This window comes from Photobacterium sp. HL06 (genome assembly GCF_059552575.1).
Genome location: NZ_CM183914.1, coordinates 3246074 through 3268016 on the forward strand (window position 1 = coordinate 3246074; position 21943 = coordinate 3268016).

Annotated in this window: 27 protein-coding genes and 1 pseudogene; 14 read left to right on the forward strand and 14 right to left on the reverse strand. The window is 48.7% G+C overall.

Annotated elements, in window-relative coordinates; translation table 11 throughout:
• Window positions 1-25: 25 nt before the first annotated feature.
• The gene (gene crr, locus AC51G0_RS14655; RefSeq protein WP_496299408.1) at window positions 26-535 is read left to right on the forward strand and encodes a PTS glucose transporter subunit IIA; all 510 of its coding nucleotides are present in this window, start codon (window positions 26-28) and stop codon (window positions 533-535) included.
• A gap of 50 nt (window positions 536-585) precedes the next feature.
• Here crr and AC51G0_RS14660 read toward each other — a convergent pair whose 3' ends face one another.
• Complete coding sequence (locus tag AC51G0_RS14660; protein WP_496299409.1) at window positions 586-1482, reverse strand: Dyp-type peroxidase; 897 nt, start codon at window positions 1480-1482, stop codon at window positions 586-588.
• A 300-nt stretch (window positions 1483-1782) separates the two neighbouring features.
• On the opposite strand from AC51G0_RS14660, the pseudogene AC51G0_RS14665 reads away from it, so the two are divergent.
• Together AC51G0_RS14665 and AC51G0_RS14670 are read left to right on the forward strand one after the other, a co-directional pair.
• Window positions 1783-2322 (forward strand): annotated as a pseudogene (locus AC51G0_RS14665) (ABC transporter substrate-binding protein); the annotation flags it as partial.
• A gap of 432 nt (window positions 2323-2754) precedes the next feature.
• The gene (locus AC51G0_RS14670) at window positions 2755-3258 is read left to right on the forward strand and encodes a GGDEF domain-containing protein (protein ID WP_496301963.1); all 504 of its coding nucleotides are present in this window, start codon (window positions 2755-2757) and stop codon (window positions 3256-3258) included.
• Window positions 3259-3261: 3 nt separating this feature from the next.
• Here the strand turns inward: AC51G0_RS14670 and AC51G0_RS14675 are convergent, their stop codons facing one another.
• Both AC51G0_RS14675 and AC51G0_RS14680 read right to left on the reverse strand, forming a co-directional pair.
• Window positions 3262-3666 carry a hypothetical protein gene (locus tag AC51G0_RS14675; protein WP_496299410.1) on the reverse strand — a complete coding sequence of 135 codons (405 nt, stop codon included), beginning with the start codon at window positions 3664-3666 and terminating at the stop codon, window positions 3262-3264.
• A gap of 5 nt (window positions 3667-3671) precedes the next feature.
• Entirely contained in the window at window positions 3672-4133 is a 462-nt protein-coding gene (locus AC51G0_RS14680; protein WP_496299412.1) for a DUF2919 domain-containing protein, read from the reverse strand.
• A 473-nt stretch (window positions 4134-4606) separates the two neighbouring features.
• On the opposite strand from AC51G0_RS14680, the gene AC51G0_RS14685 reads away from it, so the two are divergent.
• The 3 genes from AC51G0_RS14685 to AC51G0_RS14695 all read left to right on the forward strand — a co-directional run bounded on the left by AC51G0_RS14685 (window position 4607) and on the right by AC51G0_RS14695 (window position 5772).
• Window positions 4607-4945 (forward strand): DUF2956 domain-containing protein, encoded by a 339-nt coding sequence (locus AC51G0_RS14685; RefSeq protein WP_496299413.1) that lies wholly within the window; start codon window positions 4607-4609, stop codon window positions 4943-4945.
• Window positions 4946-5019: 74 nt separating this feature from the next.
• On the forward strand, window positions 5020-5466 hold the full coding sequence (locus tag AC51G0_RS14690; RefSeq protein ID WP_496299414.1) for a DUF1499 domain-containing protein: 447 nt from the start codon (window positions 5020-5022) through the stop codon (window positions 5464-5466).
• 96 nt (window positions 5467-5562) lie between these two features.
• Window positions 5563-5772, forward strand: coding sequence for a hypothetical protein (locus tag AC51G0_RS14695; protein WP_496299416.1), 210 nt, complete (start codon window positions 5563-5565; stop codon window positions 5770-5772).
• Between the two features lie 61 nt (window positions 5773-5833).
• On the opposite strand, the gene AC51G0_RS14700 is transcribed toward AC51G0_RS14695, so the two are convergent.
• The 6 genes from AC51G0_RS14700 to napF form a co-directional block, all read right to left on the reverse strand.
• On the reverse strand, window positions 5834-5968 hold the full coding sequence (locus AC51G0_RS14700; RefSeq protein ID WP_496299417.1) for a TIGR02808 family protein: 135 nt from the start codon (window positions 5966-5968) through the stop codon (window positions 5834-5836).
• A gap of 39 nt (window positions 5969-6007) precedes the next feature.
• Window positions 6008-6583, reverse strand: a complete 576-nt coding sequence (locus AC51G0_RS14705) for a NapC/NirT family cytochrome c (RefSeq protein WP_496299419.1) — start codon at window positions 6581-6583, stop codon at window positions 6008-6010.
• Between the two features lie 30 nt (window positions 6584-6613).
• The gene (locus AC51G0_RS14710) at window positions 6614-7078 is read right to left on the reverse strand and encodes a nitrate reductase cytochrome c-type subunit (protein ID WP_496299420.1); all 465 of its coding nucleotides are present in this window, start codon (window positions 7076-7078) and stop codon (window positions 6614-6616) included.
• A 91-nt stretch (window positions 7079-7169) separates the two neighbouring features.
• Window positions 7170-9656 carry a periplasmic nitrate reductase subunit alpha gene (gene napA, locus AC51G0_RS14715; protein WP_496299421.1) on the reverse strand — a complete coding sequence of 829 codons (2487 nt, stop codon included), beginning with the start codon at window positions 9654-9656 and terminating at the stop codon, window positions 7170-7172.
• A complete protein-coding gene (locus AC51G0_RS14720; RefSeq protein ID WP_496299423.1) occupies window positions 9653-9925 on the reverse strand; it encodes a chaperone NapD in 273 nt (90 codons plus the stop codon). Before AC51G0_RS14720 ends, napA begins: the two co-directional genes overlap by 4 nt.
• Window positions 9926-9928: 3 nt before the next feature.
• Complete coding sequence (gene napF, locus AC51G0_RS14725; protein ID WP_496299424.1) at window positions 9929-10420, reverse strand: ferredoxin-type protein NapF; 492 nt, start codon at window positions 10418-10420, stop codon at window positions 9929-9931.
• 311 nt (window positions 10421-10731) lie between these two features.
• Between napF and narQ the strand changes: the two genes are divergently transcribed.
• From narQ to AC51G0_RS14740, 3 genes are read left to right on the forward strand one after another with little or no spacing between them, the layout of a single operon-like run.
• A complete protein-coding gene (narQ, locus tag AC51G0_RS14730; RefSeq protein ID WP_496299425.1) occupies window positions 10732-12423 on the forward strand; it encodes a nitrate/nitrite two-component system sensor histidine kinase NarQ in 1692 nt (563 codons plus the stop codon).
• An 11-nt stretch (window positions 12424-12434) separates the two neighbouring features.
• Window positions 12435-13061, forward strand: a complete 627-nt coding sequence (locus tag AC51G0_RS14735; protein WP_496299426.1) for a response regulator — start codon at window positions 12435-12437, stop codon at window positions 13059-13061.
• Window positions 13061-13408: a DUF4156 domain-containing protein gene (locus AC51G0_RS14740; protein WP_496299427.1), complete on the forward strand. Its 348-nt coding sequence runs from the start codon at window positions 13061-13063 to the stop codon at window positions 13406-13408. Before AC51G0_RS14735 ends, AC51G0_RS14740 begins: the two co-directional genes overlap by 1 nt.
• 51 nt (window positions 13409-13459) lie before the next feature.
• Here the strand turns inward: AC51G0_RS14740 and AC51G0_RS14745 are convergent, their stop codons facing one another.
• Window positions 13460-13741, reverse strand: a complete 282-nt coding sequence (locus AC51G0_RS14745) for a winged helix-turn-helix domain-containing protein (RefSeq protein ID WP_496299428.1) — start codon at window positions 13739-13741, stop codon at window positions 13460-13462.
• Between the two features lie 412 nt (window positions 13742-14153).
• Here AC51G0_RS14745 and AC51G0_RS14750 point away from each other — a divergent pair, with 412 nt between their 5' ends.
• The 5 genes from AC51G0_RS14750 to AC51G0_RS14770 all read left to right on the forward strand — a co-directional run bounded on the left by AC51G0_RS14750 (window position 14154) and on the right by AC51G0_RS14770 (window position 17023).
• Window positions 14154-14552, forward strand: a complete 399-nt coding sequence (locus AC51G0_RS14750; RefSeq protein ID WP_496299429.1) for an MAPEG family protein — start codon at window positions 14154-14156, stop codon at window positions 14550-14552.
• Window positions 14553-14625: 73 nt separating this feature from the next.
• Entirely contained in the window at window positions 14626-14991 is a 366-nt protein-coding gene (locus tag AC51G0_RS14755; RefSeq protein WP_496299431.1) for an ArsC family reductase, read from the forward strand.
• A 14-nt stretch (window positions 14992-15005) separates the two neighbouring features.
• Entirely contained in the window at window positions 15006-16136 is a 1131-nt protein-coding gene (dapE, locus tag AC51G0_RS14760) for a succinyl-diaminopimelate desuccinylase (protein ID WP_496299432.1), read from the forward strand.
• A complete protein-coding gene (locus tag AC51G0_RS14765) occupies window positions 16136-16831 on the forward strand; it encodes a M15 family metallopeptidase (RefSeq protein ID WP_496299433.1) in 696 nt (231 codons plus the stop codon). The genes dapE and AC51G0_RS14765 overlap by 1 nt, the downstream gene beginning before the upstream one ends.
• Window positions 16832-16834: 3 nt before the next feature.
• Window positions 16835-17023, forward strand: coding sequence for a DUF2897 family protein (locus AC51G0_RS14770; RefSeq protein WP_496301964.1), 189 nt, complete (start codon window positions 16835-16837; stop codon window positions 17021-17023).
• 145 nt (window positions 17024-17168) lie between these two features.
• Here the strand turns inward: AC51G0_RS14770 and AC51G0_RS14775 are convergent, their stop codons facing one another.
• The 4 genes from AC51G0_RS14775 to frsA form a co-directional block, all read right to left on the reverse strand.
• The gene (locus tag AC51G0_RS14775; RefSeq protein WP_496299435.1) at window positions 17169-18425 is read right to left on the reverse strand and encodes a glutamate-5-semialdehyde dehydrogenase; all 1257 of its coding nucleotides are present in this window, start codon (window positions 18423-18425) and stop codon (window positions 17169-17171) included.
• A gap of 49 nt (window positions 18426-18474) precedes the next feature.
• Complete coding sequence (gene proB / locus AC51G0_RS14780; protein ID WP_496299437.1) at window positions 18475-19668, reverse strand: glutamate 5-kinase; 1194 nt, start codon at window positions 19666-19668, stop codon at window positions 18475-18477.
• Window positions 19669-19802: 134 nt separating this feature from the next.
• Window positions 19803-20207 (reverse strand): sigma factor-binding protein Crl, encoded by a 405-nt coding sequence (crl, locus tag AC51G0_RS14785; RefSeq protein ID WP_496299438.1) that lies wholly within the window; start codon window positions 20205-20207, stop codon window positions 19803-19805.
• A gap of 175 nt (window positions 20208-20382) precedes the next feature.
• Window positions 20383-21642, reverse strand: a complete 1260-nt coding sequence (gene frsA / locus AC51G0_RS14790) for an esterase FrsA (RefSeq protein ID WP_496299440.1) — start codon at window positions 21640-21642, stop codon at window positions 20383-20385.
• Window positions 21643-21943: the final 301 nt, after the last annotated feature.

Sequence of the window (21943 nt, forward strand, 5' to 3'; positions counted from 1 at the left end):
AATAACAACGCTTAGGAGCAACGATATGGGTCTGTTTGACAAATTGAAGAAGCTGGTTTCTGACGACAGCAACGAAGCTGGTGCAATCGAGATTATCGCACCACTTTCTGGTGAGATCGTAAACATCGAAGATGTGCCAGATGTTGTTTTCGCAGAAAAAATCGTTGGTGACGGTATCGCTATCAAACCTGCTGGCAGCAAGATGGTTGCACCAGTAAACGGTACTATCGGCAAAATCTTCGAAACTAACCACGCTTTCTCTATTGAGTCTGACGATGGTATCGAACTATTCGTTCACTTCGGTATCGACACCGTTGAACTGAAAGGTGAAGGCTTCACTCGCATCGCTGAGGAAGGCCAAACTGTTAAAGCTGGTGACACAGTCATCGAATTCGATCTAGCTCTTCTAGAAGAGAAAGCAAAATCAACTCTGACTCCTGTTGTTATCTCTAACATGGACGAAATCAAAGAGCTGAACAAACTTTCTGGCGCTACAACTGTGGGTGAAACTCCAGTTCTACGCATCAAGAAGTAAGGCTTTTCAGTCTTAGCAAAAACGCAGCCCTTGGGCTGCGTTTTTTTATATTACAAACTTTCCAGCATTTCCGCTGATGGCGCAAAGAAATACGCGCCTGTTACCGCTTTGGTAAAACGTAGCATCGTATCAGTCTGGCCATCAGTTTCGCCGTACATGCTCTCTAGCATCGCGTTGAAATTATGCTGGGTGTTGCAGTAGGCTATAAACAATAAGCCGTGGTCGCCCGTTACAGAGCCATATGGCAAGCTATGGCGGACAATCTTCAGACCTTTACCTTCTTCTTTGATGTCGACACGGCCAACATGGGAATTTGCCGGAACATCTTCCAGTTCAATCGAATCAGGCTTGGTACGGCCGATCACTTTCTCCTGCGCCTGAACACTGAGGCGATGCCATGCCGGCAGGTTATGGACAAAGCGCTGCACCATCACAAAACTACCGCCGGAAAAATCACCTTCTTTAATCAATGCCACGTCGCTACGTGATTCAAGTGTCTTCGGGTTCTCAGTACCGTCGATAAAATCTGTCATATCACGGGAATCTAAGTACTTGTAACCATAAGTTTCATCCAGTACCTCTACCGCTTCGGCTATTGGCTGCAAAAACTGGCGCAGTATATAGAAGTTCAAATCGTGGCGGCTCGAGTTCACATGCAGAAGAATATCACCGCCAGTTGCAGGTGCTGTGGCATCCCCTTTCCCCAAGGCACGAAAGTCTTCAAACCCAGCAGGGCAGCCCTTTTCCAAGGATTGCCAAAATGACTTGCCGAAAGCGACACTTGCACGCAAGTTCGCCTCTGGCTGCTGGCCATTCAAAGTTGCCAGTTTTTGGTGAAGGGTCTGACACTGCTCAATCACAGCACGCTTATCCCCTACAACCTTCATAACAACATACAAGGCAAACGGGCCGGCTTCCGGTAAGATTGCGAGTTGTGCGATAGCCATATTATTCTCCTAAATAGCCAATTAATGACAAAAAACATTTAATTATAGCGTGCTTCACTTACTTGAATTTGATCATGGTCATTGCTCTCAATAAACAACATATCCCCTTTACTTCATAGCCTTGGTTCACCAAAATTGGCTCCGGGTATAACTTGACACAAGTCGTTGCATATTGTGAGACACATACTAGCTCTGTTCCTTTCCCTAAACCTACTGATACTGGCCATGCCTGCAACTGCACTAGAAAGTGTATCGCTGCAGCTACGCTGGCTACACCAGGCTCAATTTGCCGGATTTTACATGGCAAAAGAGAAAGGCTTCTACCGCGATGCCGGGTTAGATGTAACGATCAGAGCTGGTGGAAATAACAAGGTTCCTATCACGGAGGTGCTCGATAAGAGAGCTGATTTTGGCGTGGGCAACACCGAAGTACTGGTCGCCTATGGGCATGGCTTTCCCCTCACCGCTCTAGCTGCTATTTTCCAGCACTCTCCTTCCGTGCTCGTGGCGAGAGCCAACAGTGGTATCAAGACAATTCACGATTTGGTAGGCAAGTGAGTGATGATGTTCTCGGGCACGGAAGATGCTGAGCTTATTGTGCTGCTGTCCCACAATAACATCGCCTTAGCCGATCTAGAGCAGGTAACCACCTCAGCAAATATTGATGACCTACTAAAGGGAAAAGTCGATGTGTTTAACGGTTATCTCACTAACGAGCCCTTCTATTTGCTAGAGCGCGGCGAGGAAGCGCTTATTTTCAATCCTGCCGACTATGGCATTAGCTTTTACAGTGATGTGCTCTTTACCCATCAAGACTTCGCTACCAGCAAGCCAGAAACAGTTGACCGCTTCCGCGCTGCAAGCCTACAGGGCTGGTACTATGCCCTTACCCATATTGATGAAACCCTTGATGTTATAGAGCAGCAATACCAACCGCACAAAACCCGTGCCCACCTGGCTTTTGAGTTAGAAACAGCAGCCCAGATGATCATGTCTGAGCTCATTGAAATTGGGCACATGAACCCCAACCGCTGGCAAAACATCGCCGATGAACTTGCCCGGCTCAATATTATTCCCCAAACAACAATTGATGGCGACTTCCTGTACCCACAACGCGCTGATCTTACATGGCAGGATATCAAAGCCTGGATCCAGTTCGGAGGGTTACTCTTAGCCGTTACCTCGTTAGCCGCCGGGTATTTCTCATACGTCAACCGACAACTCAAACTGGAAATCTCCCTTCGAATTGAAGCTGAGCAAAAGGCTGAAGAAATGGCACGAAAAGATACCCTCACCGGTATCGCCAATCGTTATGCACTGGTTGAAGAGCTACATCGAGTGATCAGCAGCATCAAGCCCCATCAAGCGAGTCCAGCCATACTGTTTATCGATCTCGACAACTTTAAAAACGTTAACGATACCTACGGGCACCATGCCGGAGATCGCATCTTACAGCAGTTCTGTTTCCGGGTCGAAGCGCTATTGAGCGGCAAGCACAGTTTCTTTGCCAGGCTGGCAGGCGACGAGTTTGTTGTCTTGCTGGATACAACCTCAAAAAGTGATGCCACAAAACTGGTAGAACAAATATCAACCCTTGCCCGCAAAACCTTTACTGTTGGCCCACACAAGATTCAAATTGGTGCCAGTGTTGGCATTACCTTCTACCGCCAGGGAGATACGCCCGACTATTTCCTATCCCGTGCTGACAACATCATGTATAAAAACAAAAAACGCTCCCAAAAGGAGCGTTTTGAATCAACAGCCTGGGCCAGATAACTATCAGACAGATGTGACTTCAACCTGAAGCTTTACCTGCTCGTTGGCTTCGCCGTCAATTGTTTCAAACAAGGCCGGAGAATTCAGCCCGGTCGATAATGTTGGCGAGATCAGCGTCCGCCAGGCCCCATCATCAAGCCGCTCCTGAACCTTGAAGGCTATTTTAACCTCTTCGGCCGATACTTCGAGCAACTCGGCGCTACCAACCAGCTCCCGCGGGCTGCTGCTTTCATCTGTGGTACCGAAAAATATCGTTTCTTCACCAGGCAGCAAAGACAAAGACGTATTCACAGTCTGCGTATTGCCTGCACTTGATAATTCAAAGTTCACATCCAGTAGCCAATCAGCCATGGCTAGCGGACTTAAAAAGGCACTAAAAAGGACTAACCCTTTACCCCATTCATTCATTTGCTTTACCTCTCCAAGGGCTTATCGGCAAATGTATTTCTGACCCGGGTGCTTCGAGCTATATAAGCGCTTAGCCACAGCGTCAGTAACAAAGTTACTGCCTGGGCCCAGCTGAAGGCACCGTGTATAAGAGACAGTTGATACACTTGCAAAGCACAATCAGTCACATAGGCAGCGAGTAAAATGGTTTTGCCGTGCTGCCATAATGTATTTATTAATTTATTATTTTTGTGTCGTTGTCCGGTTAACCACATTAACAGTAATGCAGGTAGACCAATCACCATTGCGAAATATAAGTTCTCTCGCAATGGGTATAAAACCTCTAGAATCTGCGCCCCTTGATCTCGGCTGGCGCCCGCCATCACAAAAACAACCCACGCCTTAGCGCTGAAAGCCAGTGTCAGCCAGAGCATAGCTGAAGGCTTTAATAAGCCATGCTTATCATAAGCATCAATCGGATAAAACAAACGGTTTCCCCATGCACCATATCATCTCTTTAATGCAATGGAGGCTCAGTTATTCAATTTCAACCGACAACAAAGTAGCACGTCATATTATTCTGCTAACACGATAATTCATCTTGCATGAATCACAACCCTGCAGTGGTAAATTCTGTGGCTTACCGCACTTTTCAATTGTTCATCTTGTAGCCAAGATCACGATTTTGGTACTAACAATCGTATTATTCATTATTTTATTACATAACCCGCACGCCAAACCAAACCTGGCACTAATAATTAAAACAGTATTCAAATATAGACATATCAACCCTTTAGGCAAGTAACAAACAACAAAAGGTGAATTTTTATACATCATTCACATGTTGAAATATTCCTACATTTTGGATGGTTTTTATTGCCGCCACGTCTCTTTCAACTCGCTTCAAGCAGGGTATAATCGCCAAGATAAGATTGACTACCAGATCCTCAATGGAACGAGTATGACGCAGAATAAACAGCAAACTAATCCGTCACCGGAAACCCAGGCTGAAGCCCTGAAAATCGCCCGTGCAACGCAGAAACCCAGCCAGACGAAAGAGCAAACCAAGCTTATTGCCCAAGGCATTCAAAAAGGCATTGAGCTGTACAAAAAGCAACAGAAAGCAAAGTCTCGAGAAAGGGATAAACAGCGCAAGAAGCAAGTCAAAGACAAGCAAGCTCCACAGCCGCAAGAGGCACCAGCGAGTATTGAAACCCAAATTGTCTATAAACAACACTGGTTACCTTGGCTGCTTTTAGCTCTGTCATGGGGCGGCTTTGCCGCATTTCTACTGCAATAAGCAAACAGTCTGTACCAATAAGTACAAGGTTGCCCTGCTTGGCTATCTCTCTTTAATAAAACAGGGACTGCGAAATGACAAAACCGTTACTGCTTTTGTTGCCAAGCCTGATACTGCTAGGCTGCTCCAACGCCGACACCAGGCCATCGATACAACCGGATCGTTCCCTTGAGGAATGTGGTGAAAAACCCAACTGTGTCTCAACCCTTGAATCCCGTGAAGATTTCAAGTTGGCAGCATTCAAACTCAGCCAACAAGGGCTTAATAACTGGCAGGCGATCAAAGAGATCGCTTTGTCTCTTCCCGGCGCAAGCCTAGGACAGCAAGGCGATCAGTACGTTCGTGTAGAGTGTCGCAGCAAGATCTTTGGGTTTGTTGACGACTTTGAAGTCAGGCTGCATGGCGATGAGCTTATAGTTCGTTCCGAATCCAGAACCGGATACTCCGACTTTGGGGTTAACCTTGAGCGGGCCGAGCAATTCCGTCTGAAACTCGTTGCTAAGGGTTACCTAAATAATTAGCTCCAGGTTACAAGCTATGCAAATAGGCACGTGCAATACTTGATAATGATTACCATTTAGATCTATCTTGTGTATATTGATCTGAAGGGGGAGCTTATGGATAGGCCATCATTTCTGGTATTCAGCTTTATCGGCTTGATGAGCATGGTGATCTTGCACCTAATCGAGGTTTGGCTGCTAGAGTATGGCTCTCCATTCAAGCAGTTTTTGATTGAGTGGCTGCCGCTATACCTGGTTTGGATGAGTATGATGCTTATCGGATTATTCAAGCGGGCATCGAAGCCATCCCCATCCCTTCCGCAATAAAAAACGCAATAAAAAAGCCATGTCTTGCGACATGGCTTTTTAACAATTAGCAATACTGTACTTAGACGCTCTTGTCTTTACCCAAAGCCAAAAGCCCTACAGATATTGCAGCAACTGCAGCAAACCCCGTCAGGATTATCACTGGCATTGCGGCATAACCCAGCGTGTGCCAGATAAGCGATTCTAATGAACTCATCGTGTACCTACCTTTATATTATTGCCGGATAATCAGGCCTTACTGCCAGCCTTCAACGTCTTTCATGTCAGGTAACTTGTGCGCAATACCTTTGTGGCAGTCTACACAGGTTTTCTCACCTGAAGCCAGTGCCGTAGAGTGCTGTTTCGCACTTCGTGGCCCCTGCTCAGAAAAGTCCATGTAGTCAAAGTTATGACAGTTTCGACATTCCTGTGAATCGTTTTCTTTCATCCGGTGCCATTCTCGGTTCGCCAGATACCCCCGGCGTTCTTTGAATTTTTCTTCTGTGCCAATTGTACCCATCGCAAAAGCCACCAGCTCTTTCGATGCCTGTACCTTACGAACAATTTTATCTGTCCAGTTATGCGGTACGTGACAGTCGGAACAAATGGCCCGCACGCCTGAGCGGTTGGCAAAGTGAACCGTTTCACGGATCTCTTTCACAATCGGCGCATGACAACCCGAACAAAACTCTTCGGTATTGGTCGCTTCCATACCGGTGTTAAATGCACCCCAGAACAAAAGACCGCCCATAAAGCCCATGAACAGAACCAGACCAACTGCAACCTTGCTCGGTGATGTTAACCTGCGCCAAAATGCTTTTAATATATTCATCTATAGCCTCTCTTTATTTAATGGCTATAACTAGCGCAGGGCATCAACACGTTGGAAGTCATTTTCAACTAATGGCTTCGCATCAGCCTGAGGCACATGGCACTGCAAACAGAAGTAACGACGAGGTGACACATCTGATAGCACCTGTCCTTCACGAGTTTGATAGTGAGTCACACTGATTTTGGTTGCGCCCATTTCATTGGCATTTTTCCAGCTGTGACAAGCTAGGCACTTGTTGGCATTCAGTGATACTTCATAGTTACGAATGGTGTGCGGCACCAAAGGTGGCTGGTAAACGTAATCACTATCAATAGTGCCCTGGTCACGAGGGTAACGCTTAAAACTGTCAGCAGCACGCGTTGTTTCCAGCTCGCTGGCACCACGCAGTGATTCTACCCCACCAATACCACCTGGATTATGAAGTTCTTCTGCACTCTGTGCGGCACCGGCTACCAACATTCCTACAGCCATGACCGCTAAAACTAGTCGTTTCATTGTATTCTCCGCCTAATGGCTAAATTCGAGTCAAGAGAGTGACTACCCAATCACATGGAATGGGCAATCACCGCTGATATCATTCGATTATTTACACTTTGGTGATCTTGATTGGGCACTTCTTAAAATCTGTCTGCTTCGACAGCGGATCCGTGGCATCCAAAATCAGCTTGTTAACCAAAATACGAGCATCAAAGAAAGGAACGAAAACCAAACCAACAGGTGGGCGGTTACGGCCTCGGGTCTCTACTCGACAACGAACTTCACCACGACGGGACTCCAGCAGGACCTCATCACCGCGGCGCAGGCCACGCGACTGAGCATCGTCAGGGTGGATATAACACACTGCATCAGGTGCAGCTTTGTACAGCTCTGGTACACGGCGAGTCATGGTACCTGTATGCCAGTGCTCAAGCACACGGCCAGTACACAGCCACATGTCATAATCTTTATCCGGCATCTCCGGGGCTGGCTCAAACGGTGCAAAGATAATGTTTGCCTTACCGTCTGGCTTACCGTAGAAGCGGTAGCCTTCACCCGCAGGTACATACGGATCAGAACCTTCAACGAAACGCCATTTGGTTTCTTTGCCATCAACAACCGGCCAGCGCAGACCACGTACCTGGTGGTAAACATCGTATGGTGCTAAGTCATGGCCATGGTCGCGACCGAACGCGGCATATTCTTCAAACAGGCCTTTCTGAACATAGTAACCCTGCGCCTTGGCATCATCATTCAGTTCTTGAGCTTCAGACAGCGGGAACTGGTCTACCTGGCCATTGCGGAACAGCACGTCATACATTGTTTTGCCGCGGTACTGTGGTACTTTAGCCAGCAGATCCTCACCCCACACTTCTTCAATCTTGAAGCGCTTGGTGAATTCCATCAGCTGCCAGAGATCAGATTTCGCATCACCCTGCGGCTCAACCTGCTGATACCATGCCTGGGTACGGCGCTCAGCGTTACCGTAAGCACCTTCTTTCTCTACCCACATTGCAGTCGGTAGGATTAGATCGGCAGCCTGAGCCGTTGCTGTTGGGTATGGGTCAGAACAAACAATGAAGTTGTCTGGGTTACGGTAACCTGGCAGACGCTCTTCATTGATATTCGGGCCAGCTTGCATGTTGTTGTTACACATTACCCAGTAGGCATTTAGCTTACCGTCTTTTAGCATGCGATCCTGGAGAACTGCGTGGTAACCCGGTTTTGGCGGAATAGTGCCTTCAGGCAGTTTCCAAATTTTCTCGGCGTAAGCACGGTGCTTAGGATTTTTAACCACCATATCTGCAGGCAGACGGTGAGAGAACGTACCCACTTCACGGGCAGTACCACATGCTGATGGCTGGCCTGTTAGCGAGAATGGGCCACAACCCGGCTTGGAGATCTTACCGGTCAACAGGTGAATGTTGTACACCAGGCTGTTCATCCATACACCACGGGTGTGCTGGTTCATGCCCATAGTCCACAGTGACATCACTTTTACATCTGGATCAGCGTACTGCTTCGCCATCTCCAGTAGTTTCTCTTCAGAAACCCCAGACATTTTAGAGGCTTTCTCGACTGTATACTCTGCAACCGACGCTTTATACTCATCAAAGCTCATTGGGTGCATTTTACCAACGTTCGGGTTTTCAGCCTTCTGCTGCAGCGGGTGCTCATCACGAAGACCGTAACCGATATCGGTTGTTGCGCGCTTGAAGTGGGTATGCTTATTAACAAAGTCCCAGTTCACTGCATCATTCTGGATAATGTAGTTAGCAATAAAGTTAGCAATCGCCAGGTCAGTCTGCGGTTCGAAGATCATGCCATTATCAGCCAGCTCGTAAGAGCGGTGGTAATAAGTTGACAACACGTTTACTTTAACATGAGGATTACTTAAACGACGGTCAGTAAGACGTGTCCACAATACTGGGTGCATCTCGGCCATGTTCGAGCCCCAAAGCACAAACGAATCGGCACTCTCGAAATCATCGTAGCAACCCATAGGCTCATCGATACCGAAAGTACGCATAAAGGCACCTACAGCAGAAGCCATACAGTGACGGGCATTTGGATCGATATTGTTAGAACGGAAACCGGCCTTCATCATTTTTGATGCGGCGTAACCTTCCATTACTGTCCACTGGCCTGAGCCGAACATACCTACGCCGGAAGGACCCTGCTTCTTCAGTGCTGCTTTCCACTTGTCGGCCATTACATCAAATGCCTGATCCCAGGAAACTGGCTGGAAGTCACCGTCTTTGTCGAACTTACCGTTCTTCATACGCAGCATTGGCGTTTGCAGGCGGTCTTTACCGTACATGATCTTCGACAGGAAGTAGCCCTTAATACAGTTAAGGCCTTTGTTAACTGGTGCTTCTGGATCACCCTGAGTCGCGACAACACGGCCATTCTGTGTACCAACAAGTACTGAACAACCTGTACCACAAAAACGACAAGGCGCTTTGTCCCATTTAATTTTGGTTTCATCAGAACTAACAATTAAGTTAGTTGCTGATGCCGGTAGTGTAATACCAGCTACAGCTGCTGCCGATGCAGCGGCGTTTGCTTTCACAAACGCACGTCTTGTCATTTTCATGAATCATCCTCAGATTGCGAATCAAAGTGTTCAATTTGGTGATACACTAAAAAAGTTATTAAAACATGTTCTAAGTTATTGATTTTATCGATGGTGTCCGTCACGTAGCCCTGATTGGCTGTTTCCAGGACAACAATGATTTTTCCTTCTTCACTCTCACCGTGGATCTCGGTATTTGGCAATTCAAGTATTTGAGCTTTTACTACTTCAAGGTGTTCTGGCTTAACATGAACAACCAGACTCGAAATATGTACTTCTTCTTGTGCCATAAGCTATTTCTCTTCTAATTCTTTTGTGAACATACTGATGGCTGATACAGGGCAGACTGATAAGCAAGCACCACAACCATTACATGCATCCGTATCCAGTTCCGGTAGTGCCACACCACCCGCTTGTAGCTTGAACCGAATCGCCTGTACCTCGCACATATCACCGCAGCTTCTGCACTCGATTTTATTCTGAGCCAAACAGCTTTGGTTGATTTGTGCTTTCATGTCCCAAGGTTGCTCCGTTGTAGGGCGGAACAACATTTCAGGGCAAGCTTCAGCGCAACGGGTACAGAAAGTACATTCACCACGAGTAAAGTCGACAGTGGGAAATCCCCCGTCGCCTTTGACAATAATCTGTGTTTCACACGCATTGAGACATTTGTTACAACGGGTACAGCTATCGACAAATGTGTCTTCATCAACAACCCAGGGCAGTCGCTGTAATGCTGGAGTGCGACGCCGAGAAAACAGACTCCGGCGAGAACGATCAAACATCCGCTTTACCTTTTGTGAAGTAATATAAATAAAATATATATTACGAGTTGCTATCAATGCGCAGAGACGGCCTAAAAGCCATTAAATGCTGTTCATAAACCGTCATCTTTTTACATGGCTAGTGTAAATCTCGTAATAAATGCTTAAATACCTAGTAAGGGCTAAATAGGGGGTAAAATTGTCCTGGATCAATAAACAGAAATGACAACCCTCACAATATTGACTACGCCCATAAAAACCATAATTCAATTAACACCCTAACTGATTGATTTACAATCAGCTGTGACCGTTATTCAAAGAAAGGATTTTCAGTGCAAAATAGGCCGCTCAAGCCCGTTACCACGACTATCGCCCGCGCTATGCTGGTGATCCTGTTGCTATCAGTCGCCACCACCAGCTTCGCACTACTGACGCTAGCATCAAGCCTCAACGATGCTGAAGCTGTCAATGTGTCTGGCTCCCTGCGGATGCAAAGCTACCGCCTGGCCTACGACATCCAGACCAACTCTCCTCAGATCACTGAGCACCTTGATCAATTCGAGCAGTCGCTTTTCTCGCCTTCAATGGCAGCCCTAGAGCACTGGACAGTGCCCACGGATATCAAAGTCCATTACTACAACCTGATCGGTCGCTGGGAGAACTTACACCCCGAGCTCTATTCAGGGGATCAGCGGATTTTTCTGAGCGAAGTTGCCAACTTTGTCGACAGGATTGATAGGTTTGTCTTCGAGCTCCAGGAGTTTTCTGTCATTAAGCTCCAGGTGCTTTCTATCGCAGGCGGGATAGGGCTTAGCTTGATCCTGATTGCTGCCCTGTTTACCATCCATTTTACCCAGCGAAAAATTGTCTCTCCGCTCAACCAACTCGTTGCTGCAAGCGAACGGGTCCAGAACGGACAGTTTGAGATAGCCCTGCAGGTTAAAAGTGACAACGAACTTGGGATCCTGGCTGGCACATTTTCTAAAATGGCTGCCGAGCTTGGTAAGCTCTATCGGGATTTGGAGAAATCCGTTGATGAAAAAACCCGGCGCCTGCGCCACGCTAACGAATCGTTGCAGGTACTCTACAACTGCTCCCAGGAACTCTCGGTAAGCCGCCTGTCATCACAGAACTTCTCCTCCATGCTCGATACCCTAATTGGGATAGAGGGCCTAACCGCAACCAAGCTGATCATTGACGAAAATAATGGCATCAACACCGAGATCACTGCCGGTACCCCGTCAGATCGACAATGGCACTATCAGGACCTGGAGCTTGACGGCCAGGTGCTCGGCCAGCTCTGGTGGCAATATACCCTGCCCTGCCCGGACAAAAATTTGATCGACAACATTGCCCGCACCCTGGCTCGGGCTATCTATTACAATCGGGCTCAAAAACAGGCAGAACAGTTATTATTGATGGAAGAGCGTGCTACGATTGCCCGTGAGCTGCATGATTCGCTGGCACAGTCTTTGTCATACCTAAAGATTCAGATGACATTGTTAAAAAGGCAGCTAGGCAAGAACGAAACCGAAAACGCGATGCAGATCATTACTGATATTGATAGTGGTCTGTCTGGCGCTTATACCCAGTTACGAGAACTGCTAAGCACGTTCCGCCTGACGATCAAAGAGGCGAATTTTGGTGAAGCATTGGTAGAGATGCTAAAACCTCTTGATGAGCAGACCGATGCTATGCTCATCATAGATAACCACTTATCATCGTTGAGCTTAGATGCGCACCACCAGGTGCATTTACTGCAGCTGATCAGAGAAGCCGTACTCAATGCGATCAAGCATGCAGGGGCGGACGAAATCATCGTGACCTGCAACCAGGATGGTGATCGGGTCAGCATCCGGATCAACGACGACGGCGAGGGCTTTGACCCTGCCAATGAAAAACTCAATCACTATGGCCTGGCAATCATGACAGAGCGGGCATCACGCCTAAATGGTGAGCTGACAATAAATACAACCCAGGGCTCTGGCTGTGAAGTCGCCTTAAATTTTACCCTTGAGCCTTAAGGATTATAACTATGACAAGTTGGAAGATAATGATTGTGGATGATCACCCGCTAATGCGCCGGGGGATCAGCCAGTTACTCAGTTTTGAGCCAGATTTTGAAATTGTGGGAGAAGCCAGCAACGGGGCCGATGCCGTGCTGTTAGCCAGTGAAAAAGAGCCTGATCTTATTCTGCTCGATCTGAATATGAAGGGGATGTCGGGGCTTGATACCCTCAATGCCATGCGCGCCGAAGAGATCCAAGCCAGTATTGTGGTCTTAACCGTTTCTGATAGCCGATCAGATGTCAAAGCGCTGATCAATGCCGGTGCAGACGGCTACTTACTTAAAGATACCGAACCCGAGCAATTGATTGAATTGCTAAAGCAGGCGCTGTGTGGCGGTAAGGCATACAGCGATCTGGTTCGGGAATACCTTGAAGATAACTCGGAACAAGACTCCTTGCTTAATTCGCTGACAGACAGGGAAATGCAGATCCTAAAAGAGGTGGCGAAAGGGTACCGCAACAAGCAGATTGCCGATTCGCTGTTTATCTCAGAGGCGACAGTCAAAGTTCACATGAAGAGCTTGTTGAAAAAGCTCCAGGTGAAATCGCGTACGGCTGCCACCGTGTTATATCTCGAGTCTCAAGGTCAGTAATGCAAAAAGCAGCCTTAATCGGATTCTGCTCATTGCAACTGCTAGGCTGTGAAACCACGGCACTGCACAGTCACAGTGAAAATGTACGTATACGCTGGGATTCATCAGTTAAGCTAGAGAAGTGCATTGAGAAGGGAACGGTTATTGGCTCAGAAGGAAGCTGGTATTCATTCTGGTTCATCAGCAACAAGGCATTGACGGGTGGTGCCTTGAATGACCTGAAAAACCAAGCGACAGGACGTGGTGCCAATACTGTGGATCTCTATAGCCCCCAGGATTTCGGCACCTCGGTCACACTGATGGGCAACGCCTATGATTGCCCAGAATCACAGTTCCAGCCTTTCTGATTCATCGCTATAAAACAATTAAGGTAAAAACCGCAGCTCTGCGGTTTTTTCTTAACTAGATACGGATGTGATGATGTCCTGCTCTCGCGATTCGACCCATTGTAGATCAAACGGTCCCCAGTCACTCAATTGATAATAACCATCATTATGGCGCTTGCCATCCTGTACAAATGCCAACTCAATACCAAAACCCGGTAGGGCTTTTAGTACATCCTGGATAGTACGACGTGGCCAGCCAGTAATTTCAATAAGTTTAGGGACATTAGGCCGTTCAAGTTGTTCAACAAGCAGCGCTAAATAAAGACGACGGGCAAAAACCGGATTCAATTCCATTGAGACCTCCATAATTTTAAGGCTTCATTATTCCGTCTCCAGCAGATTGCATGTTGAGTTTGATCAAGGTGGGGCAAGATTTATAGAACACGGCGATACAAATCAGTGATTCAGATCTCACTTTTGCCACAAAACAAATCATTCACAATTAACTAACAATCATTTTATTATCAACAACTTGAGTTGTTCAACCTTTTGTTTTGACAAAGTTATTAGTATCAATACTCCAAAAAAAACGGATATTTGGTTGCACTCAAATACCTGCCATTAGGCATCAACTATTATTGCTAGCAATTTTATTTGCCTATGGCATTTAGCACCTGAAATCATAGCGCTCCCTGAGCCTATCCTCATTAATCCGTTCTACACTAAATATCAGCTCTCAGCCCGCCCTAACTAATAGGCCATCACTATGACCCCTGCTTTCTGGTGCATCATCATCTCGATTCTGTTCAATTACCTGCTGGCTGGAATAGGCGGCTGGCTGACTTTTCGCCAAACAGGAAAATTTGATATCAACCAGCCCCGCATTCAGGAGAGAGAGCTCACTGGTGCGGCAGCCCGGGTAAAAGCAGCTCAGGCCAATGGTTGGGAGATTACCCCGGTTTTTGCCATCTGCGTCTTTATTGCGCACTTTGCCAGCGTACCGGAAGAGCAAGCCGCCCTGCCCGCCTACCTGTTTGTGCTATCACGGGCGCTGTATATGGTGTGTTATGCCTGTAAGCTAAGCCCGTGGCGAACCATTATTTTTGCTGTCGGCCTATCTGCCTGTGTCTGGCTGATCAAAATGGCAATCAGCTACAGCAGCTAATACCGTTGCGAAGCCCGAGTAATCTCGTTATAAAGGAAAACTCATTCGATAATAAAAGTAAGTCAGCAATATTATGAGTACAGTTGCCTACGGCATTAAGAACTGCGATACCATCAAAAAAATGAAAAAGTGGCTGGAAGCAGAAAGTATAGAGTACCGCTTCCACGATTACCGTGTAGACGGCTTGGATCAGACCATGCTGGAAGCATTTGAAGCCCAGCTTGGCTGGGAGGCCATGGTCAACAAACGCGGCACCACTTACCGCCAGCTCAACGATGAACAAAAGGCCGGACTAAACCGTGATACTGCTATTACGTTGATGCTGGAATACCCAGCCATGATCAAACGCCCGCTGCTGGTACACAACGAAACCTACCACCTCGGTTTCAAGCCCGCTCAGTATCAAGATATTTTCCAGTCTTCCCTCGCAGATAAATAGTTAAGGATACAAGGATGTCAGATAGCCCGGTTATCGCCCTGGCGAAAGACTTTATCAGCCGCATTTCGGTAACCCCGGAAGATGCAGGCTGTCAGGATGTGATGATTGCACGTCTTGAAAAGCTCGGTTTCAAGATTGAAACCATGGTATTTGAAGATACCACCAACCTGTGGGCCCGCCGTGGCACGGAAGCGCCACTGTTTGTCTTTGCCGGACATACGGATGTTGTTCCTGCCGGGCCATCGGATCTCTGGCATACCCCGCCCTTTGAGCCGACAATTATTGATGGCTACCTGCACGGGCGCGGCGCAGCCGATATGAAAGGCTCACTGGCATGCTTCATTGTGGCGATCGAACGTTTTCTGGCTGACAACCCGGATCACAAGGGCTCAATTGCCCTGCTGATCACCTCTGATGAGGAAGGGCCGTTTATCAACGGGACAACCAGGGTGATTGATACACTGGAAGCCCGTAACGAGAAGATTGACATGTGCATTGTCGGTGAGCCATCCAGCACCCATGCGGTGGGCGATGTGGTCAAAAATGGCCGTCGCGGTTCGATCACCGGCGATGTCACCCTCAAAGGCACCCAGGGCCATGTGGCCTATCCGCACCTTGCTGATAACCCGGTACACCGTGCTATGCCAGCATTAGCAGAATTGGCTGCAACAACCTGGGATAACGGTAATGCTTACTTCCCGCCCACCAGCTTCCAGATTGCCAACCTGCATGCAGGGACAGGGGCATCGAACGTCATTCCGGGCGAGTTCCATGTGCAGTTCAACCTACGTTTCAGTACCGAGCTCACCGCTGACTGCATCAAGCGAAAAATTCACTCGGTACTCGATGCCCATGGATTGGACTATGATCTGAAATGGACCCTCAACGGCCTCCCGTTCCTGACCGATCATGGCCCCTTACTGGATGCAGTTGTCGAAGCCATTGAAGAAGTTAACCACAAGAAGCCGGAGCTACTGACAACCGGTGGCACTTCAGATGGGCGCTTCATTGCCCGTACCGGTGCCCAGGTTGTTGAACTAGGGCCGTGTAACGCTACGATCCATAAAGTAAATGAGTGTGTGAAGGTCGCTGATCTCGAGAAGCTGACAGACATGTACCAGAAGGTGTTAGAAAAAGCGCTTTAATGACTAGCTCAACTTCAGCCCGGCCGCTCAGCGCCGGGCAACTTACCGGACAGACAGATACTCACCTGGTCAGCTACCAGCAGCACTTGTTGCACCGAGATGTACAACCAGCCTTTGCCAGCCTTCAACAAGCAGCCACACAGGCTGGTTTTGACCTACAGATCGCCAGTGCCTTTCGCCCTTTTGAGCGCCAGCTGCTAATCTGGAACAACAAGTTCAATGGCTCCCGCCCGCTATTGGATAGCAACGGCCAGCCAGTCGATGCCAGCCTGTTACCGGAATTAGAAAGGATCCATGCCATTTTGCGCTGGTCGGCCCTGCCCGGTGCCAGCCGCCACCACTGGGGAACCGATATCGATGTCTATGCGGCGAACTGCCTGCCAAAAGGTGTCAGCCTTCAGCTAGAACCCTGGGAGTACGAAACAGGCGGTCACCAAGCGGAATTCAGTGCCTGGCTCAATGAGCAGATGAGGCAGTTTGATTTCTATTTGCCGTATGCCGAAGACCGAAACGGGGTTGCCGTTGAGCCCTGGCATATAAGTTACTACCCCATCAGTCATCTCTTGCTCAAGCAACTGACACCAGAGCTGCTTTACCACACACTTAATGCAAGCCAAATCGCTGGAAAGTCGCAGATTTTGCGAAAGCTTGATAATCTTTATAGTAGGTATATAGAGAATATCTGCGAGGTCTAAATGGTGGAATGGCTACTCAACCCCTGGGTTATCAGCATCATCGTCGTCAGCGTTGTTGTCAGTAACATTGCGGCCTTGAAGTACACGGCCAATATGAAGTTTGGCTATCGCGACAAAATCAAATACCTGCAGGATAAGAAAAAGCGCGAAGAAGCGCAGAAGAAAGACGACGAGAGCGATAAGGAAGCGTGAAGCGTGAAGCGTGAAGCGTGAAGCGTGAAGCGTGAAGCGTGGCAGGTTGTAGAATCAAAAAAGCGAGAGTCAACAACAACTCTCGCTTTTTCACGCTTCACGGAGCAAAGCGTAACCCGTATCCAAGGCTACGCCTTCCGTTGCATTAAGAACGGCATAAGTAGTCGGCAACACCCACCCATTTATAACTCGTCAGCTCTTCCAGTCCCATCGGGCCACGGGCGTGCAGCTTCTGAGTTGAAACCGCCACTTCGGCACCAAGGCCAAACTGAGCGCCATCGGTAAAGCGAGTCGATGCATTGACATAAACCGCAGCCGATCCTGCCGCATTTACAAATCGCTCTGCAGAGCGAATATCGTTAGTCAGGATCGCATCGGAATGGCTGGCATTGTGCTTGCGCATATGGGCAATGGCTTCATCGACATCTTTAACCACTTTCACCCCGAGGGTGAAACTCAGCCATTCAGTGTCGAAGTCACCTTCGGCAACTTTACGAAGCTCCGCTGCTTTGCCTTCCAGCAACGCATAGCTGGTTCCGTCAGCCACCAAAGCTACCTGGCTCTGATTCATGCGTTCAGCCAAACGAGGTAGGAAAGCTTCGGCAACCTCTTCGCTGACTAATAGTGTGTCCAGCGCATTACAGGCTGACGGGCGCTGAACCTTTGAGTTTTCCACCACATCCAGCGCACGAGCCAGATCCGCCGTATTGTCGACATAGACATGGCTGATCCCGAAGCCGCCAATAATCACTGGTATCGTGCTATTTTCCTTACACATTTTGTGCAGGCCAGCCCCGCCACGCGGAATGATCATATCGACATACTGATCCAGCTTGAGCAGCTTTGAAACCAACTCACGGTCTGGCTTCTCAATATACTGTACCGAGGCCGCTGGCAGGCCGGCTTTTTCCAAAGCGACCTGGATCACTTTCACCAGCTCCATATTGGAATGGAACGTTTCGCGGCCACCACGCAAGATACTGGCATTACCGGTTTTCAGGCACAATGCCGCAATATCGATGGTTACATTCGGACGAGCTTCGTAAATCACCCCGACGACACCCAAAGGCACACGGCGGCGGCTAAGGCGCATACCGTTTTCCAGCACCTTGCTATCAAGCTCCGCTCCAACCGGATCATCAAGGCTGATAACATTACGCACATCGCTGGCAATACCCGCCAGGCGTCCTTCGTTGAGCAGCAGGCGGTCAACCAGGGCATCTGACATGCCTGACTCGCGTGCGGCAGCAATATCTTTGGCGTTTGCCGCCAGAATGGCATCACTATTGGCTTCCAGTTCATCGGCAATGATCGCCAAAGCCTGATTTTTCTGTGCTGTTGCAGCAGTCGCTAGCTCGAAGGCTGCCTGCTGCGCCGCTTTACCCAAAATTTCAAGATCCACACTCTTCCCCTATCATCAAAATATTTTCAGTACGTTGCCGAGTGCGTGATCAGATCACAACCAGATCATCACGGTGCACAGCAACCGGACCGTATTCATAGCCCAGGACCTGATAAATATCCTGACTGTGCTTTCCGGCAATCTTTGCCATATCTTTGCTTGAGTAACGACAGATACCACGGGCTAGCAAGACTCCCTTGGTATTGAAAATCCGGGTGACTTCGCCCCGCTCGAACTGCCCTTTCACTTCGGTGATCCCTTTTGACAGCAAGCTACTGCCACGCTGTTGTACCGCCATTGCAGCACCGTCGTCGATCACGATATCCCCTGCTGGCGGTGGTCCAGCTAGGATCCAGCGCTTGCGGCTTTCCAGTGGCGATTCCAGCGGCAGAAAACGGGTGCCGACCGACTCCCCTTCAACCAAGTCAGCAATCACATCAGGGCGGCTCCCCGCTGCAATAATCACTTCGATACCTGCCCGGCGGGCAACATCGGCAGCCTGTAGCTTGGTTGCCATACCGCCAGTGCCCAATCCTCCAACACTACCACCCGCCAACTTGTGCAGGGTTTCATCGATGGTATGGACTTCACGTATCAGCTCGGCATCTGGGTTGTTGCGAGGATCGGCAGTAAACAGGCCAGGCTGATCAGTCAACAACAACAGCTTATCGGCACTGGCCAGGATCCCGACCAGGGCTGATAGGTTGTCATTGTCACCGACTTTGATTTCAGTAGTAGCAACCGCATCATTTTCATTAACGACAGGAATAATACCGTTATCCAGCAGCGCCACGATCATATCGCGAGCATTGAGATAGCGCTCACGGTCATCTAGGTCGGCTCGGGTCAGCAGCATTTGGCCGACATGCAGGCCATAGATACCAAACAGACTTTCCCATTCCTGGATCAAGCGGCTCTGGCCAACCGCAGCCAATAGCTGCTTGCTAGCCATGGTTTTGGGGAGTTCGGGGTAATCCAGATGCTCGCGGCCTGCGGCAATCGCGCCGGATGTTACCATAATGACCTTATGGCCCTGGCGGCGCAGTGATGCGCACTGCCGAACCAGTTCAACCATATGGGCACGATCTAGCTGTAATGTTCCGCCCGTTAACACGCTTGTTCCCAGCTTGACGACAATTGTCTGCTGAGGTGGGTGGGATTGTCTAACCGCCTGGGTCTCTTTGGAAGAGTGTGCACCCACGAGGTCCTGCTCTGTAGCGTTCGAATGTTTAGTATCTGCCATTGGGATTAAACAATTGTGATGAATAAATTTATATTCAGATGTTTTATCAATCCCCTTGCTAGATCACAAGAAAAATGCGCTCTAAATGCGCATTAATCTTTCATCAAGCTGTAGATAATATGTTCTGAGCGAGATCAGGCAACCGTGCCCAGCTCTGCTTCCTCAAGCTCACTGGCTGCAGTTACTGTCAGTTTAAACTCATCTTGCAGCAAACCAGTCAATTTCGGATAAAAGTCATCGAGTGTCTGGAGCACCGCCTGCTCATGCTTGGCAGGAACACTTTCTTTAACCCAGTCTCCATGACTATCGTAACGGCCAAAGTGGTAACGGTATTCAAAACCGGTATCAGTGACAGTCAGGAGCAACCACCAGCCCCAAAACTCACGTTCTTCTGGCTCTTTCTTGGCACTAATACAGCTTGCCAGGCAATCAAAGAAGAAGCGGCCTTCTGAAGACTGCTGCTGGCGCAGATAGGGCCCCAGCGCCGTTAGCTTCGTCATCAGACGCCCATGAGGCGGAAATGTTGTTGTAGTCGTCATAGCGTATCTCCATCCATAGTCAATAGCACAATAACAGCAACCATCGGGTGCCAGGCAGAGAGCTAAGGTTCAATCACAGCTTAGCCTCTACCTCTAGTCACTCCATTTAAGCCATAAAGCCAAAAGATAGCAACATTTTATTTACATCCCTCAAGGCTTAAATAAATAACAGCCTTTAGGCTAATTTTTCTTTCAGCCAGTCTACTACCGCCACGAGTGAGCGATGATAGCCATCGTGAAGCGGCTTTTCCGGTAGCGTGATTGCCTTGCCACCCCGGCTGGACATTGCAATCAGCTGATTATCGATATCAGTACAGATCGGATCATTTTTCAGGCTGATCCCCAGCATCGGCACCTCCGTCTTACGGCGGCCAAGCAACCCCTGCTGCTTAAGCGACCAGGCCGGAAGGTGAGATGTCAGGCTCGACCTGGAGACACCCTTTTTGCCCATTCGCGAAGCGATCATATCGAGATACATCCGTGGCATGGCATCAAGTCGCTTGGGATCAGCCAATACACTGTGTATCGCCCCGCCAAGGCTAATACAGGTTTTCAGGCGGGTCGGCTCAATAAAGCCCAGGCGGATCGCCGCATTGCCCCCAAAGCGTAGTCCCAGCATGGCAACACGGTGGTGATCGACCCAAGGTACATCACGAATTTGCTGCAGCAATGCCTGATGCAGGCGACTGGTATCTTCCGTCAACGTCCAAGCCGAGCTGTGGCCGACAGAAGGCATATCTAGCGTGACCATGGCAAAACCTGCCGGGCCCAAATAATCATGGTAAAGCCGCCACAGATCTGACTGTAGGGTATCCAGACCGCCGCTAACGACGACTGTCGGCAGTAATTTATCGGTACGAGGCAGGTGGATAAATGCCTGGAAGGTTTTACCTTCATATTTGACATCAATGGTTTTCATTTGATGCGGCATATACTCCATGGCTTCACGGTAGGTCTGGTTCGCCTGCAGTTCCGCCTGCGCCGCCAGGGCATCCCCTTTCAGGTGGGGGTAGGCCGCAACACTGTAGTACATACTGGCTGTCAGCAATACCTGCGCCGCCTTGTCTTTCTTGTCAGCATTCACCAAATCGCGGGCCGTCTTCTGGTACATTGCCCCAGACTGGCTCCACTCATAAATCCAGTTGCCAGGTTTATAGCCGATAACGGTGTCGAGCAGTTCATCATTGGTACGTGGTGCTTCAGAGTTGGCCATACGAGAGAAAATCGATTCCATCTCGATTGGATCAACTCCCTGCCATGCCCATTGCGGACGTCTCAATACCCGGTACCACCCCGCTTCGCTATCACCATCCATCGCATTATGCATTGGCTTTGAAGCAACTTCGGCCAGCTTGACCAGGCCGGACGTTTCCTTCGAGGTTTGCCGCGGTGCAAACAGCTTTTCTGATAAATTAGTTTTAGAAGGTTCAGACACGGTAAGCTCCATTGTTCGATTTCTATCTACGCACAACAACTCATTTGGTGATCCTTTGCCTAAGGAGAAAAACGGCATCCACCAAGAAGGCATCAGTCAACGTGCGCAAAGACATTGATACCAAAAGTATACCATCCAACAGTGAGTTGCAGTGTGCGCAAAAAAACAAAAAAGCAACACTGGAACACCTATCTATGCCCCTTATCTTTCCACGCCTATTTTTTTGGTTCGGCGTTGTCATCATGGCAAGCTGCTGTACTTTAACCACAAATGCGACACTGCCACTGTTCTGACTCTAATG